A 15951-nucleotide genomic window follows, 5' to 3' on the forward strand; every position below is an offset into this window, starting at 1 on the left:
AGCCGCTAGGCGAGTCGCGCTCGTTGCTGTTATGCTCGGCGCTTCGCGTGACCAGGCTCGCTCGCATCATCTCCCCCGTCTTGTGTGGACTCCTCACCCTGGCGCCCGCGATCGCTCTCGCGGCCCCAGCCAAGGCGAAGTCGTCGCCGCCCGCCGAGAGCGAAGCGCCCGAGGCCGGCCCGCCCGAGCGCGCCGTCGAGGCCTACCGCCGCGGCACCGAGCTCTACAACGAGGCCAATTTCGAGGCGGCGCTCGAGGCGTTCCAAGAGGCCGCCACGCTCTACGCCTCGCCCGATTTTCAGTTCAACATCGCCAAGTGCTACGAGCGCCTGGGCAAGCTCGAAGAGGCGGTGCGTCACTACCAGACCTACCTGCGCACGGCCGACGACAGCTCGGATCGCGCGGTCGTGGAGTCCACGGTCGAGGATCTCGAGCGCCGCATCGAAGCGGAGAAGAACCGGCCGGATCCGGAGCCGGAGCCGGAGCCGGAGCAAGCGCCCGAGCCGGTCACGAACCCTGGTCGCGCGCTGGTGATCACGGGTGGTGCGCTGCTCGGGGTCGGCGTCGCCGTGGGGCTCGGTGGCGGACTGGGCTTTGGGATCCCCGTCAGCCGCGACAACGCCAGCTTGGGCGACGTGCGAGACGGCAACCCCGACCGCCTGACCTTCGCCGAGGCCGACGAGATCGCGATCCGGGCCAGCCGCAACCAGACCATCGAGCGGATCATGATCGGCGCGGGCGGGGCGCTGGCGATCACGGGCGTGGCCCTGCTCGCGGTCGGCCTGTCGAAGAACAAGAAGGCCGCCGGTTCAGCGGCCCGGCTGTCGGTCTCGCCCATGTGGGGGCGGACGGGCGGCGGCCTCACCTTGCAGGGAAACTTCTAATGCGCGCGCACCACGATACTCGTTCCAGGGCTGGGCTCGAGCTTGGCTTGTCGCTGCTCGCTTGCGTCTCGTTGGCGGGCTGCCTCACCAACACCCCAGATCCCGAGCTCGGCGGCGTCTATGCCTGCGTCGAGGACGTCGACTGCCCCGGGACCCAGGCGTGCCTGCAGAAGGTCTGCGAGGCGGTCGAGCTGCCGGTCCTCCAGATCCTCAACCCGGAGTCCGAAGAAAAATATCCGTTCGGCAGCGCGAACACGGACATCCTGAATGTCTCGGGTGCCAACCTGATCTTGCGCAGCCAGTCGGCGTCGAACGACCCGGTGCCCGGCGAGGGCTACCTGGTCGTGTTCGTCGACGAGGTGGAAGTGGCCGTAATCGACACGGGTGACATCAGCGCCGGGATTCAGGCCAATATCAACATCCCCGACACGCCCGGGGCCCACCGGATCCGCGTGCAGGCCCGGCTCAACGACGGCACCGACTACGACAACGAGACCGCGCACGCGCGTCGGATCGTGTGGGTCGACGACGGCCGCGAACACGTCGCGCTGCGCAAGCCGTGGCCGGGCGATGTGTTCGGGCTCGAGTCGCAGGTGATCGAGGCCGAGGTCGTCACGCTGGGCGGGATCGAGATCGGGCCGCCCGAGACCATGCGCGAGCACGTGCATGTCTACTACGACGCACCGTTTCCGGGCTGCCTCATCATGAATCCCATGTGCGAGGTCGGCTACAACGGCGTCGTGCCGTCCGACGAGGACGCGTTCGGACCGGTGCTGTTGCCCGCGTCGGCGGCGGGCATGGTCTCGCTGACGGCCGTGGTCGCGAAGTTCGACCACACGACGTACGAAGACGACATGGGTGAGCGGGTGTTCTCGGCGCCGATCATGATCCTGCGCAGCGACGCCCAATAACGGTCGCGGGGCTCGGTCGGCGCGGCGAAGTGCACGACGTGACAACGCGATCGCGATCCGGCCCACCGCTCGACGCCCACGGCTCCGCGCGACGGCGCAAACTTGCTGCGCAACCCCCACTGACCTGACCGGTACAGTGCAGGGGTGACCCCCAAGGAGATCCTGGATCACCCGGTCGTCGCCGCCCGCTACTTTTTTCCTCGGCGCGCGCGACTGCCAGATCCCTTCGTGGTCTTGCACAATGGCGTGGCGCTGCACTGCTATCGAAGCGCGACCCACGAGCGCGGGCCATGGTTGCTGCACTTTCACGGCAACGGTGAGGTCGTGCTGGACTGGCTGCCCGGGTTCACGCCGGGGCTGGTCGACGCGGGGCTCAACGTGGTGCTTGGCGAGTATCGCGGGTATGGGGGCTCGAGCGGCAGCCCCGCGCTGGCCTCGATGCTCGATGACGCGCTGGCGATCACCGACGCGCTGGGCGTCGATCCAGGCGCGTTGGTGGTCTATGGCCGCTCGGTTGGATCGATCTACGCGCTGCACGTGGCCGCCCATCGAGCGGTCGCGGGGCTGGTGATCGAGAGCGGGATCGCGGACGTCGGTGAATGTCTGGCCCGGCGCCTGCGCGCCGAGGAGCTCGGCGTCGATGATGCCCAGCTGCGCGCGGCCGTGGACGCGGTGCTGGATCACCGGGCCAAGCTCCAGGCGTTCGCGGGCCCGGTGTTGGTGTTGCACGCGCGGGCCGACGTGCTGGTGCGCCCCGAGCATGCCGTGCAGCTGGCCAAGTGGGCGGGGGCGCGGGCACGCTTGCACCTGTTCGAGCGTGGCAATCACAACACGATCCACGCGTTCAATGCAGACGAGATCATCGAGCGGGTCGCTGGCTTCGTGCATGACGTGACCCGCTGTGGGGGTGGGGCGTAATTGGGCGGCATCCAGCCCGCAGAGTCTGCCGTTTTGAGATTGTGGTCGTCCCCACGATTGCGTGGCATGTGAAGGTAATGCGGAGAGTTCGGTGTGTCTGCGCGCTGCTGAGCCTCGGCTTCGTCAGCGCCTGTTCGGGTGTGACCGGCGAGGATGACGCCGCGGGCGAGACGTCCGGTGACGTCGATGACGACGACGACAATGAGGATCCATCGGGCTGGACCGTGGTCGAGTCCGAGCTGCCACGCGACATTCACCCGATGCCGACCAGCGAGGAGACGGCGGCGCTCGCCAGTGACCAGCTGGCCCTGGCGCTCGACGTGTACCATGCGCTGCGAGCGGACCCCGAGAATCAGAGCTTCTGCGTCTCGGCCTATGGTCTGCAACACGGGCTGGGAATGCTCTATGCGGGCAGCGCTGGCGTCGCGAAGGCGCAGATGCAGACTGCGCTGCACTTCTCGCTCGCCGATGATCGTCAGCACGTTGCGCTGAACTGGCAGGAGCTCGAGCTGCAAGAGCGCAACCTCGAGGCGCTCGACGAGCCCGGCCAACACAAGGGTCCGCTGGTCCTGACCACGGTCAACGCGATCTGGCTGGCGCAGGCGCTCGGTGGCGCGGTCGAGACCGACTACCTGGATCGGCTCGCGGTCAATTATGGCGTGGGTCTGTTCCTCGCCGACTTTTCAACCGATCAGTCGGCCGACACCGAGCGTCAGGCGATCAACGCGTGGATCTCCGAGCGCACCCATGCGCGGATCGATCAGCTGTTTCCGAGCGAGGCGCTCAGTCGCCAGACCACGGTGGTGCTGGCCAGCGCGCTCGACCTCGAGGCGCCCTGGATGGTGCCGTTTGACGTCGCGATGACGGCCACCGAGCCGTTCGAGCTGAGCGGCGGCGACGAGATCATGGTCGACATGATGACCCACCCCGCGCTCGAGGCCCGGTTTGGCCAGGGGGCCGACTACACCGCGCTGGCGATCCCGCTGCGAGGGATCTCGCTCGAGCTGGTGTTGATCGTGCCCGAGGGGCAGCTCGGCGAGTTCGAGGCGGGGCTCGACGTCGCCCGCGTGACCACGTTGCTCGACGACCTGGTCTGGGAGCACGTCGACACCCACGTGCCCCGCTTCGAGCTGCGCGCTGACCTGCCGCTGACCTCGGTGCTCGCGGACGAGCTGGGCATGCCCGCACCGTTCGGCGATCCGGCGGCGTTCTCGGGGATCGTCAGTGACGGAGTTGGTGTGCTCGAAGATGTGTTTCACGACAGCGTGATCACGGTCGACGAGCACGGCGTCGAGGCTGCCGTGGGCGTGGGCGCTGGTGTGGTTGCGACGGCTGGGGTCAATCCCAGCCAGGCGTTTTGGGTTGATGCACCCTTCATTGTGATGATCCACGACCGACCGACCCGCAGCGTGCTGTTCCTGGGGCGCGTCCTGGATCCTCGCGGACCGGGGTCAGCGTCGCGTCGCGGCTAGGCCGGCGGCCACGGTCGCAACCAGGATCTGCGCTTCGATCAGCTCAAAGCACATCGGCGGCTTGATCTTCACGACGTTGTGCGCGGGCCCGTCGACGCTCAAGAGCACGCCGCGGTTGTGCGCGTGCTCGACCAGGGCCTTGGCCCGCGCGGCGTCGGGCCGCTCGGCGCCGGGTTCCACCAGCTCGATGCCGAGGAACAGCCCGCGCCCGCGGACCTGCGCGACGCCGGGATCGCCAAGCTGCTCGAGCTCCGCCTGCAGCCACGCGCCGGTCTCGCGTGCGTTGTCGATCAGCCCCTCTTCGCGAATCACGTCCAGCACCGCCTGGGCGACCGCGCACGACACCGGGTTGCCCCCAAAGCTGTTGAAGTACTCCATGCCGCTCGCGAAGCTGGCCGCGAGCGCGGGCGTGGTCACGACCGCGCCGACCGGGTGCCCGTTGGCGATCGGCTTGCCGAGCGTGAGGATGTCCGGGACCACGCCCTCGGCCTGGAACGCCCACATCGCGTCGCCGACCCGGCCGAACCCAACCTGGACCTCGTCGGCGATGCACACGGCCCCGGCCGCGCGGGCTTGCTCATAGGCGGCCGCCAAGAAGCCCGTCGCGGGCACGATCTGACCGGCGCAGCCGAGCACCGACTCGCAGATGAACGCCGCGAGCCGCTCGCCGCGAGCGCGGGCGTGCTGGTCCGCCACGGCGATCCCCTGGGCGTAGGCGGGGCCGTCGTCGGCGTGGCGACCACGCCGTGGATCCGGAGTATCGAGCACGTGGACCCACGCCGGGCGGCCGCGCCCACCCGGGCCGTCGAACTTGTAGGGGCTGATGTCGACGAGCGTCGAGCTGTTGCCGTGGTAGGCCCCGCCGACGACCACGACCTCGTTGGCCCCCGTGTGCGCCCGGGCGATCCGCAGCGCGAGCTCGTTGGCCTCGGTGCCCGAGCAGACCAAGAACACGACGCTGAGCGGGGCCGGCAAGGTCGCGCACAGCGACTCGGCGTAGTTGAGGATGCCCTCGTGCAGGTAGCGGGTGTTGGTGTTGAGCGTGGCGAGCTGCTGGGCCGCCGCCGCGACCACGCGCGGATGGCAGTGGCCGACGTGGCTGATGTTGTTGACGCAGTCGAGGTAGGCGTTGTCGTGCTCGTCGAACAGCCAGGTGCCCTCGCCGCGGCGGATGTACAGCGGGCTGTCGTAGGCGAGGCTCAGCGAGGCGCCGAGTCGTACCCGCCGCTGGGCCAGCAGCCGCGGCCGCGAGCGGGCGCCGGGCACCCGCACGGGCGCTGGCAGCCCGCACGCGCTGGCCAGGTACTTGGTCACCGCCCGGCGGCCGAACTCGGTCAGCTTGCCGAGCAGCGACCAGGCCTGGGCCTCGGAGCTGAAGCTGTGCTCGTTGTCGGGCTCGCGCGCGCGGGCGAGGGTCGAGCTGGTCACGCTCACGGCCAGTCGCGCGCGGATCAGATCAAACAACAAGTCGAGCTCGAGCGGGGTCAGCGGGCGGCGCTCGTGATAGCCCACGCAGACCTCGGCCAGGGCCTGGATCGGATCCGGGACCATCCCCGCGTAGGCCAGCGCGATCGCCAGATCGCAGATCGTCGGGGCCACGCACACGTCGCCAAAATCGAAGATGCCCCGCAGCTCGTCGCTCGCGACGACCAGGTTGTTGTCGTTGGCGTCGCCGTGGATCAGCTGGCAGGACAGGTCGGGCACGCGGGGGATCACCCGGGCCCGAAACTGCGCGAGCGCGTCGACGATCAGCGCGCGCCGGGGCCCGGCCTCGATCGGGCCGAGCTCGTCGGCGATCCAGTCGGCCTCGGTCAAATTCCAGGGCGTCGAGCGGTACATGGCCGGGTGCTCGAAGTCCTCGAGGTCACGGTCGAGCTGCGCGAGCGCGAGGCCGAGCGCCCGGCGCAGCGCGGGCGTGGGCGCGGGCAAAGCCGACCACAGCTGCCCAGGTATGAAGCTCAGCACCCGCATGATGCAGGGCTGGCCGGTCGCGTCGGTGATCGAAACCAGCGCGTCGCCGCTGCGGCTGGGGATCACCCGTGGGACCAGATCAGCGGACGGGCGGGCCGCGAGGTGCCTGAGCACCGCGACCTGCAGCTCGATGATCTCGCGGGGCTCGACGCTGACCTTGATCACGTGCTGGTGCTCGCCTGCGAGCGAGCGCGAGGTGATCAAGTAGTTGCAGTCGTCGTAGCTGCCAAGATCCTGCAGTCCACCCTCGCTCGCGGCCAGGTCCCAGAGCTGGTAGGCGAGCGCGGCGATGCGTGAAGCGTCGAGCTGTGGTCGTGGTGGCACCGCTGGCATCGGTGACGGCGAGTATGAACGATCGTTGCCGCGCGCGGGAACCCGGCGTGCGAGTTGACACGGCGGCGGACGCCAGCGTTCACTGTCGTTCATGTCTACGCCGCTGACTGGCTCGGGTGCTGGACACCGTGGTGGTGAAGATGAGCACGATGAGGCGTTCCTCGCGTCGGTGCGGGCGCCGTTCGAGGCGGCGACCGAGCCCTTGAATTAGGAAGATCGGCAACTCATGAAACTTCGCATCAAAGGCCTCGAAGACATCGACCCGCTGCGGGTCCCGCTTCCCCACGGCACCGAGGTCACGACCCGGGTCGACCGCGAGGTCGCGGGCCGGGTCGTGAGCCAGGGCGCGGTCGGTCGCGTCAAGGCGATCGAGGGATCCGCCGTCACCGTGCACGTCGTCGGCGTCGGCAACGTTCGGTACGCCCGCGAGGAGCTGACCCCGCGCAAGGCCGGCCAGCTGGAGTTCGCCGTGCGTCGCGAGGCCGCGTGGCAAGCCCTCCGACCCAACGTGATCCTGGAGACCGTGGTCGGCTCGCGCGCGTGGGGCCTGGCAGAGGAAGGCTCGGACACGGATCGCCGCGGCGTGTTCGTGCTGCCGTTTCCATGGACGACCGCGCTCGTGGACCCACCCACGGACCTGGTCAGCGCCGACGGCAGCGAGAATTTGTGGGAGGTCGGCAAGGCCCTGCGCCAGGCGATTCGGGCGGATCCAAACACGCTCGAGATGCTGCTCTTGGCTGGCGCGACGGCGACCGATCCGATGGGCGAGTGGATACTCGAGGTGCGCGACGCGTTCGTGTCGTCGGAGATCTACGGGACATTTGGTCGCTACGCGCTGTCGCAGCTGACTCGGCTCGAGCAGGGGATGCGCCTGGCCGAACATCGACGGCTGCTGCTGGCCTGGCTCGCGGCCGATCCTTCGCTCTCGCTCGACCAGGCGGCGGCGAAGCTCGCGAGCGGGGCCAAGATCGAGGGCCAGACCGAGGCCGACAAGGTCCGGCGGGCCAAGGACTATATCAAGCAGCTCTACAGCTCGATGTTCGATCAGGGGCTGCTGGCAGATCGTGACTATGCTGCGCTGGTCGGGTTTGCAAAGTCGGAGCAGCACCGCTTCGAGCTCCCGCGCGAGCTTCGGCCCAAGAACGCCTACAACCTGCTGCGGCTGCTGGCGACGGCCACCAACTGGCTGAAAACCGGCACGGCGACGTTCGAGGTGACCGGGGATCTGCGCACAGAGCTGCTTGCGATCAAGCGGCAGGAGGTCGAGCTGGCGCGGGTGATCGAGCGGGCCCAGGAGCTGGCCGCCGAGCTCGAAGACGCCCGGTTGGCGACCAAGCTGCCGCGCGCGCCCGATGTGGGTCGGATTGATCAGTTGCTTCGGCGGATCCGGGAGGAGGCGTCGCGGCGCTGGCACGCGGGTGAAGCCGGGCCGTTCGGCCGCGACGCGTGTCCGCTACCGCTGGCCGAGTGGCACTGACGCGACGTGCTCGGTCGCACCGGTGGACGGCCGCGCCTACGCCGAGGAGTTTCTGTTCGCCGAGGACGGTGAGTGGCGCCTCGGCCCGGAGCGCGACCGGCCACGCGGCGGCGCTCGACCCCGAGGGCACGCGCTACACCGACAGCGACGGGCGCTTCGAGCTGCGCTCGGTCCCCAGCGGTCAGATCACGCTGTACTTGTGGGCCGCGCGGGCACGGGCGCGTGGCTGCGGCGATCTCCAGGTGACCCTCGAGGTGTCGTCCACTGCTACGAAGGACGCGGGGGAGATCGAGGTCTCCGCTCGACCACGCTGAGGTTTTGGGGCTGAGGTTTTGGGGCTGAGGTCTCGGGGCGGTATGCCCAGGGGCACAGGACCGAGAGTTTAGCGAGACTCGAGCGTCGCGGGACGGCTACGCCACGGTGGGTGATGCGGACGATCCGCGAGCGAAGCGCGAGGATTGGCTCGCGGCCCACGAACACGGGCAATCCTGGGGGACCGTCGCGCGGGCCTGGTCGTGATGTTGCGACTCGCGGTCCCGCTGGCGCTCGGCCTGCTGTTGCTGATGTGGGTCAGGCACGACCAGCGCGGGGCTTCGGAGCCCCCTCGCACCCCGAGCTGACCCGTGCAGTCGATCGCTAGAATGGAGATGAGACCCCGAGTGCCACGGTTGACAGTCTGTGCGTGCGACGCTTAGCCTGGCTCTGAGGGGATGCTACGAATTTGCTGAGGGACTACTGGTACATCGCGTGTGCGTCAATGAAGCTTCGCGGCAGCCCGGTCAAGGTCAAGGTGCTGGACCACGACATGGTCGTGTTTCGAGATGCCCGAGGTCGGCCATCTGCGCTGCTGGATCGCTGCTCGCATCGTGGCGCGCCGCTGTCGATCGGCCGCGTGGTTCGGGGCGCGGTCGAGTGCAGCTATCACGGCTGGCGCTACGATCGCAGCGGCGAGTGCATTCACATTCCGTCGCTGACCAAAGAGCGCCGAATCCCCAAGAGCTGCACCGTGCCCTCATTCCCATGCGCCGAGAATGACGGCTACGTGTGGGTCTGGACCGGTGAGGGTGAACCGGCGCCGCTCCCCGCCATTGCGGGCTTCTCCTCGCGCTACTGGGTTCAGGGCATGGTCGAGGCTCAGTGCGCCTCGCTTCGTGCGGTCGAGATCAACCTGGACTGGTGTCATCCGTACTTTGCGCATCGCTGGACGCACCCGCAGTCGTACCGGATCCGCGTCAAGGGCTTTAGCGAAGGCCGCTACGAGACCCGGGCGACCTCCAGCGGGATGATCCTGTTCGCGCCACCCACCAAGACCGACGACGCGCCGGTTCCGGCCGAGCCTGGTATCAAGCTGACGTACGAGCTACCCGACCGGGTCTCGGTCGAGTTCTTCCGGCCCTATCACACGCGGGCGGTGATGCACTTTGTCCCGACTGGCCCCAGCTCGTGCCGGCTGGAGTATGTCCGCACCCGCTCGCTGCCGATCGGGCGCCGGATCCGTTGGGAGTCGCGTGAGCCGCTGCTGTTCGCCCAGGATCGCACGCTGCTCGAGGGTGGGCAGCCCTGGTACGATCGCGACGGCGGCCAATTCGAGCGCAGCGTCGAGGCCGACTGGAGCACGATCATGGTTCGTCAGATCGTCGAGCAGGCGGCCTCTGGCCAGTGGCCGCCCACCGAGCTGCCGCGGCGTCGGGTCATCAGCGTGAGGGGCTAGCGCTCAGCTCCAGGAGCGTCCCGGGATCGAGCTCGGCCCAGTCGACGGTCGCTGGGCCTGGGCAGGCGAGCGCGAATTGACAGCCCGCGAGCTCGCGCTCGCAATAGCGCCAGCCCGAGCTGTCGAATCCGGCTTCACGCACTCGCACGGGGGTCTCGCTGGCCCCCACACAAATGCGATCGAGGCCGAGCGAGAGCCCGCGACCCCGGGCTTTGGCGTACGCCTCCTTGAGGGTCCACAGCCGGGTGAACGCGTGCGCGCGGGCGGCCGCAGGTTGCTCCGCGAGCCAGCGAAACTCCTCGGGGTGAAAGTAGCGACCGGCCAGGGCCAGCTCGTCGCCGCGCGGATCCGGGGCCTCGATGTCACAGCCGAGCTCGAAGCCGGCCGACGCGGCGATCACGGCGCGACCGCGGGTCTTGCTGAGGTTGAAGTGCAGCGGCACCTCGAGCTTGGGCCACGCGACCGCGGGCTTCCCCCAGGGGTTGAGCGCGTAGCGCCACGCTCCCAGCGCGACATCGACCCCGCCGAGCTGGCCCGATAGCTGCGAGAGCAGCCAACGGACGAGCAATCGAACCCCGACGTAGCCGCGGCGACTATCTGGGTGGCGGAAACAATCGACCCGCGCGCGCTCGTCCTCGCTCAGCGCGGGCTGGGCGAGGACGGCGTCGATGTCAACGCGATCGAGGTTGATGTGGCGGACGACCACCCGATGAGATCCGGGCGTCGACATGCGCGGTCAGGTCGCGGCCTCGGCCTCGAGCGCGGCCTTGGCTTGCTGTTGTTCCTTGGCGGCCTTGATCCGACGCTCGCGCTCCGAGAGATAGTAGTAGATGCCGCGGTCGGCCTTGATCAGCTTGTAGCCGGCGTCGAGGCCGGGCTTGTGGGGTGTCTGGGTGCTGAACACCGGCACGTCTTGGACGTTCTGGGCCAGGACCGCGTCGAAGCGCATCAGCGCACCCGAGATCAGCGGGCCGATCTTGGGCAACGTGACGAAGCGCTGATAGTAGCGAACGAAGCCCCAGGTCGTGTGTTCGTCGACAGGCGTGGCGACCTGGATCAGCCACACGGAGTCGGTGAGATCGACATAGAAGATGTTCGGAAACTTGAATTTCATCCGAAACATCACGGCGTCTTCGTCGGGCTCGTCCATGTGGCGCTTGAGCCCCGCGGTCACGCGGATCTCTTCGCCGTCCCACTCGGCCTCCATTGGATCGACAGCAAACCCGCAGTTGGGGGCGATCGCCCCGTGGATGCAGGGGAAGTGGTGCGCGTCCATGGCGTTCTCGATCGCCCGGGCGTAGTGAAAGTCGTAGAGCGCCGACTGCTGGGACGAGTTGGCGTCGTCTTCTGGGGCCTGCGGGAACCACGGGATCTCGGGGTAGTGCTCGCGCGCGTCGCCCCAAAACAGCCAGATCAGACCGTGCTTCTCGCGGACCGGCCAGGCCTTGGCGTGCAGGCCCTTGGGGATCGCCCGCTCCCCACCATTGGCGGGGACGTAGCGGCACGCGCCGCGCGAGTCGAACAAGAACCCGTGATAGGGGCACTGAATGCACCCTTGTGAGACGGTGCCAAGGTGGAGCTTGGCGCCGCGGTGCGGACAGCGATTGACCATTCCGACCGCGTTGCCGGCCGCGTCGCGCCACAGCACGAGCTCTTCACCGAGGCGCTTGATGCCGACCGGCTTGCGGCCGAGCTTGTTGGCCTCGAATACTGCGTACCATTCGTTGGGGATCATGGATGCTCCAGATGCTGTCTAGCGGGGTTGTTCGAAGCGCCAGCGGAAGTAGCGATCGACCCATTGCCACGTTCGTCGCTGACGCCGCATTTCTTTACCCCGGTTGGGGTCGAATTGGTCCTCGGCGCTGAAGTCGAACGGGTAGTCGATCCAGACCTGATCGTCTGGGGGTCGTCGCACTAGCTTGCAGAAGTAGCGCAGTCGCCCGGACGCGAGGGCGTCGTACACGGGCGTGCCCGGCAGCGCGAGGGCGCTGCGCACCATCGGCCGCAGCGGCGCCGGGACCATGTCCTTGATGTAGGGCTGGCGCATGGGCGCGACCTCGTCGAGGGCCGCGACGACGTTGTCGGTGATCTCGTGGTGGCTGACGAACTCGAAGCCCGAGGTCGCGAAGGCCTGCTCGAGCTCGACGCGCTGATCGTCGAAGCGCACGTCGGCCCAGGCGAACATGCCGCCCGGTCGCAAGACCCGCCGGACCTCGGACAAGAACCCGGGCATGGACGGATAGCAGTGCGACGACTCGACGTTGACGACGACGTCGAACTCGTTGTCGTCGAGCGGGAGATCGCAGGCGTCGCCGACCATGAAGCCGAGGTTCTCGCGCGCGTGAACCCGCCGACAGAAGTCGATGGCGACCGGCGAGAGATCGACCCCGACCATGCGCCGCGGGCCGAGGCCGGCCACCCAGCTGGCCCCACCGCCGCGGCCGCAGCCGACCTCGAGCACGTCTTTGCCGACCAGGTCGGTCTGGGTTGCGACGTGGTGGTACAGCTGAATGCAGGTGCGCGACGGATCGATGATCTCCGGCAGCTCGAGCGGCTCGGCCTCGAACTGGGCGTCGAGGTAGCCGTAGTTCATGTACGAGGAGTTGAGGACGTCGGCGTCCTTGAATGGCTCGTAGCCGTCGCGCAGCTCTGGCAGCGCGCGCTTGATCCCGAGCGAGATGGCGTTGTAGGCCAGGCGCGAGCCGAGCTTGCGCAGCGGCTTGGGCGCGTTCATGGCCCGCTTATAGATGGCAAATTCTAGCTCTCGCATGGTCGCTCAGCGGGAAAAACGGTGACGGATCGCGGTTGGATGAAACCCGAGCGGACGAAACCCCGAGCCGGTGTCTCGGGGGCCCGAGCGGACGAAGCCTTGCAGCTGTCGGCGAAAGAAGGTGCCGAGCTGAGCCAGCCGAGCGGTGCTGACCGCGGCTGGAATCACGACGCTGAGCGACTGATCGATGTACTCGGTCGTGGCCTGGTGATTGGGCGAGTTGTCGCGCAGCCAGAACGCGACGACCGTGCTGGCGTGGTCGGCGAAGGAGCCGATGATCGGGCCGTCGAGGTCGATCTGCGGGAGCTCGTTGGCCTCGATCGCGTGGCGGAAGAACTCGGACACGATCGCGACGTAGCGCTGGCGCAGCTGCTTGGTGTTGGCCGACCGGAGCAGCGAGCTGGCGCCGATCTGCAGCGAGACCCGCGGGAGCAGGTCGCGGTGGGGCTCGAGCCGCTCGAGGATGGCCTCGAGCAGCGCGTGAATTTTCTCGGCGACGGTGAAGGACTCGATGCCATCGACCTGCTGTACGTCACAGTGGGCACGATCGAACACGTCGCAGATGAACGAGACGACGATGTCTTCGCTGCGTGAGAACCGAGACTCCAATTGCGTCAATGGGACATTGGCGGAGTTGGCGACAGCGGACAGCGAGACCCTGGGTCCGTAGGTGTGAACGAGCTCGAGCACGACCACGTAGATTGGATCGACGCCGTCTTGTCCGTGCAGCCGCGAGCCGTTCGAGCCGTTGGTCCCGTTTGAGCCGTTCGAGCTGGTCGAGCTGGTTGAGCCGTTCGTCCCGTTCGAGCTGGCGGCCTGGCTGGCCTGCGCGTCCGAGCCGTTGGATGGGGCCTTGGTCTTGGCCTTGGTCTTGGCCTTGGCCTTGGTCTGGGTTGCTGCTGAGCGCTTCTTGGTGGTGGATGATCGTTTGCTGGTGCTCGACATGATTCGACTCCTGGGCGCTCTGGCTATCGTCGGTTGGGACCGGGGTTGGCGCGACGCTCGAGCTGCATGATGAGGCCGTGGCGAGGTCGCAGAGTAAAGCTTGGCTCGAGCTCGATCGGATGATCGGGCTTCAACCGTAGCACAAACCGCTGACACATGAGTGCGATCGCGGCGGTGATCTCAGCCAGGGCGAACGGCTCGCCCGGACACTTGCGAGGCCCGTCACCAAACGGGAAGAACGACGCGCGCGGGCGGCCCTTCGAGTTTTCTTTGGTGAAGCGCTCAGGCCAAAATTGATCGGGTCGTTCCCAGTGACCGGGGTGCCGGTGGACGACCCACGCGCTGGTGATGGTCATCGCTCCGGCCGGGATCCGGTAGCCACACAGCTCGTCCTCTTCCACGCAGGTGCGGGTCAGGACCCACGCGGCCGGGTACATGCGCATGGACTCGTGGATCACGAGGCGCGTGAAGGTCAGCTTGCTGATGTCTTCGCGGGTCGGGAGCCGGTCGCCGAGCACCTCGTTGGCCTCTTGCGCGATCCGGTGGCCCGCCCACGGATTCTGGGCGAGCAGCATGCAGGTCCACGCCAAGGTCACGGCCGCGGTGTCGAACCCCGCGCTGGTGACCGTGACGAGCTCGTCCCGCAGCTGCCGCTCGGTCATGGGCCGGCCGCTGGCGGGGTCGTGGGCGTTGAGCAAGAACCGCACGAGGTCGCCCTTGGCCTTGGGGTTGATCCGGTGCTCGGCGATCTTCTGGAAGATGCGCTCGTCGAACGCGTCCATGGCCTGGCGAAACGCCCGGTAGCGTGGGATCGGCAGCGACAGCGGCGGCTGCCATGGCCGCGTGGTGAAGTAGGTGAGCGCGTCGTAGACCTGCTCCCAGGTCTTGGAGATGTTCGTCGTCTCCTCGTCCTCGTCGATCCCCAACATGACCTTGAGGGTGATGCGACGGGTGACCTCACGCATCTGGTGGGCGACGTCAAACCACTCACCGCGCACGGCGAAGCCGTCGAGGACCTCGATCATCTGGGCGATGACCTCGACCATGCGATCGACCTGGGTGTGGACGACGGAGCGCGTGAGCGCGGCCGAGACCTGCTTGCGCTGACGCACCCAAAACTCGCCCTCGCTGACGACGATGCCGTTGCCGACCACGTTGGCGACGTTGCGAAAGTTGGCCCCGCGCACGAAGTTGGCGCTGTTGTCCCGGAACATGCGCTGGACGCCCTCGGGCCCGAACACGAAGAACACATTGCGGGCACCCACGCCGCTGAGATCAATTACGTCGCCGTAGCGGGCGCGCAGATCGAGCATGGTGGGAAACACGTCGCGGGCCATGTTGTAGATGAAGCCCGGCGCGGCCATGAGGCCGGGACCGGGGACCTGCTGGCGCGCGGGCAGCAGCAGCGGTGGCTGGGGGGCGGCGGCCTTGCTGCGCGTGCGCGGGCGCAGCCGCTCGAGCGCGCTGACGTCGGTGTCGCGGAAGAACGCGGCCTCGTACAGCTTGATCCGCTGGTTCAGCCCGCCCTGACCGATGCCAACGCCGACGTACATCGGGCGCTGGCTGCCGAGGTGGCGGTCGACCTGCTCGTAGCATCGCTCGGCGTCGGCGCTGATGCCTGCGTCGGCGAAGGCCTCGAGCGCGGCGGACGAGTCGACGCCGCAGTAGAGCAGCGAGACCCGGTCGGGCTCGGGGTGCTCGGCGCTGATCGAGGTTGCGACCTGGATGGCCTTGGTCGCGCTGGCTTGCCACAGGCGATCGTGGAGATCGTGGACCTCGAGCAGCTGGTCGTGGGCCATGCCGAGCTGGCGCAGCAGGCTCTGCAGGCAGCCCTCACCGCGCAGCGGCGAGCTGCGTCGATCGAAGCGGGTCGTGTAGATCTTGAGCTCGGGCGCCTCGGCGTCGGGCGTGAGGCTCACGCCGACGCCGTAAGGGTAGAGCTCGGGGCTCTGAATTGCTGCGAGCGCGCGGGCGTGCTCGATGATCGGCTGGTCGCGCAGCGCCGGGGGCAGCTTGTCGAACAGCTTGGCGAACCCGTCGTGGCCGCGGAACGGCTCGAGCACCCAGCCCGGGTACACGGACAGCCGCGTGGGCTGGCCGCTACGAAACTCGGCGCGCAGCTGCCCGTAGGCGCTGTCGGCGAACGGCCGGCACAGCTCGCGGGCGAGGTCGACGGCCGGGCCCGCGATGTTGCCGGCGTCGAGGAACGAGAAGAAGCGCTGGCTGATCGTGCGCTTGTCGTTGAAGATCGCCAAGCCCAGGCCGGGCTCGTGGGTGGTCAGCGACAGCTGCAACCACGCCCGACCGCCGTAGAGGTGCGAGGTCGAGCCAATGCACAGCTCCAGGAAGCGCTGGATCTCCTCGACCCGATCGCCGATGCCCTGGTCTTCGATCAAGCCGACGAGGAATTCGCCGAGCGACTCGAACGGGGTCACGAGCCCCTCTTTTTCGTAGTGGCTGAGCTGATCTCGGGAGCCGGTCAAGAACGGCACCGCGGCCGCCGCGAGGGTCCGGGTGCCAAGCCGCAGGGGGAAGGTGAGCGTGGTCATGATGATGAGC

The 15951-nt window shown here is 68.1% G+C and carries 13 protein-coding genes; 7 read left to right on the top strand and 6 right to left on the bottom strand.

The window, feature by feature from the left end; all coding sequences use genetic code 11:
* Window positions 1-47 precede the first annotated feature (47 nt).
* From ENSA7_RS19145 to ENSA7_RS19160, 4 genes are all read left to right on the top strand, one after another.
* Window positions 48-884: a tetratricopeptide repeat protein gene (locus ENSA7_RS19145; RefSeq protein WP_181233897.1), complete on the top strand. Its 837-nt coding sequence runs from the start codon at window positions 48-50 to the stop codon at window positions 882-884.
* Complete coding sequence (locus tag ENSA7_RS19150; RefSeq protein ID WP_146157869.1) at window positions 884-1795, top strand: hypothetical protein; 912 nt, start codon at window positions 884-886, stop codon at window positions 1793-1795. Before ENSA7_RS19145 ends, ENSA7_RS19150 begins: the two co-directional genes overlap by 1 nt.
* Window positions 1796-1939: 144 nt before the next feature.
* The gene (locus tag ENSA7_RS19155) at window positions 1940-2713 is read left to right on the top strand and encodes an alpha/beta hydrolase (protein WP_106090752.1); all 774 of its coding nucleotides are present in this window, start codon (window positions 1940-1942) and stop codon (window positions 2711-2713) included.
* Window positions 2714-2790: 77 nt separating this feature from the next.
* Window positions 2791-4185, top strand: a complete 1395-nt coding sequence (locus tag ENSA7_RS19160) for a serpin family protein (protein ID WP_106090753.1) — start codon at window positions 2791-2793, stop codon at window positions 4183-4185.
* Here ENSA7_RS19160 and ENSA7_RS19165 read toward each other — a convergent pair.
* Window positions 4165-6480, bottom strand: coding sequence for an aminotransferase class III-fold pyridoxal phosphate-dependent enzyme (locus ENSA7_RS19165; RefSeq protein ID WP_181233898.1), 2316 nt, complete (start codon window positions 6478-6480; stop codon window positions 4165-4167). The genes ENSA7_RS19160 and ENSA7_RS19165 overlap by 21 nt on opposite strands.
* 235 nt (window positions 6481-6715) lie before the next feature.
* On the opposite strand from ENSA7_RS19165, the gene ENSA7_RS19170 reads away from it, so the two are divergent.
* From ENSA7_RS19170 to ENSA7_RS19180, 3 genes are all read left to right on the top strand, one after another.
* Entirely contained in the window at window positions 6716-7966 is a 1251-nt protein-coding gene (locus tag ENSA7_RS19170; protein WP_106090755.1) for a DNA polymerase beta superfamily protein, read from the top strand.
* A 68-nt stretch (window positions 7967-8034) separates the two neighbouring features.
* On the top strand, window positions 8035-8280 hold the full coding sequence (locus tag ENSA7_RS19175) for a peptidase associated/transthyretin-like domain-containing protein (protein WP_106090756.1): 246 nt from the start codon (window positions 8035-8037) through the stop codon (window positions 8278-8280).
* A gap of 407 nt (window positions 8281-8687) precedes the next feature.
* On the top strand, window positions 8688-9677 hold the full coding sequence (locus ENSA7_RS19180; RefSeq protein WP_280524018.1) for a Rieske 2Fe-2S domain-containing protein: 990 nt from the start codon (window positions 8688-8690) through the stop codon (window positions 9675-9677).
* Here the strand turns inward: ENSA7_RS19180 and ENSA7_RS19185 are convergent.
* Genes ENSA7_RS19185 through ENSA7_RS19205 form a run of 5 tightly spaced genes read right to left on the bottom strand, consistent with a single transcriptional unit; the run spans window position 9661 to window position 15941 of the window.
* The gene (locus ENSA7_RS19185; protein ID WP_106090758.1) at window positions 9661-10407 is read right to left on the bottom strand and encodes a 4'-phosphopantetheinyl transferase family protein; all 747 of its coding nucleotides are present in this window, start codon (window positions 10405-10407) and stop codon (window positions 9661-9663) included. The two genes, ENSA7_RS19180 and ENSA7_RS19185, sit on opposite strands and share 17 nt — an antisense overlap.
* Window positions 10408-10413: 6 nt before the next feature.
* Window positions 10414-11412, bottom strand: a complete 999-nt coding sequence (locus ENSA7_RS19190) for a Rieske 2Fe-2S domain-containing protein (protein WP_106090759.1) — start codon at window positions 11410-11412, stop codon at window positions 10414-10416.
* A gap of 18 nt (window positions 11413-11430) precedes the next feature.
* Window positions 11431-12411 (bottom strand): class I SAM-dependent methyltransferase, encoded by a 981-nt coding sequence (locus tag ENSA7_RS19195; RefSeq protein WP_219908016.1) that lies wholly within the window; start codon window positions 12409-12411, stop codon window positions 11431-11433.
* Window positions 12412-12453: 42 nt separating this feature from the next.
* Complete coding sequence (locus ENSA7_RS19200) at window positions 12454-13392, bottom strand: hypothetical protein (RefSeq protein ID WP_106090760.1); 939 nt, start codon at window positions 13390-13392, stop codon at window positions 12454-12456.
* Window positions 13393-13415: 23 nt separating this feature from the next.
* On the bottom strand, window positions 13416-15941 hold the full coding sequence (locus ENSA7_RS19205) for a cytochrome P450 (RefSeq protein ID WP_106090761.1): 2526 nt from the start codon (window positions 15939-15941) through the stop codon (window positions 13416-13418).
* Between the last annotated feature and the right edge of the window lie 10 nt (window positions 15942-15951).

Source organism: Enhygromyxa salina (assembly GCF_002994635.1).
GTDB lineage: Bacteria > Myxococcota_A > Polyangia > Nannocystales > Nannocystaceae > Plesiocystis > Plesiocystis salina_B.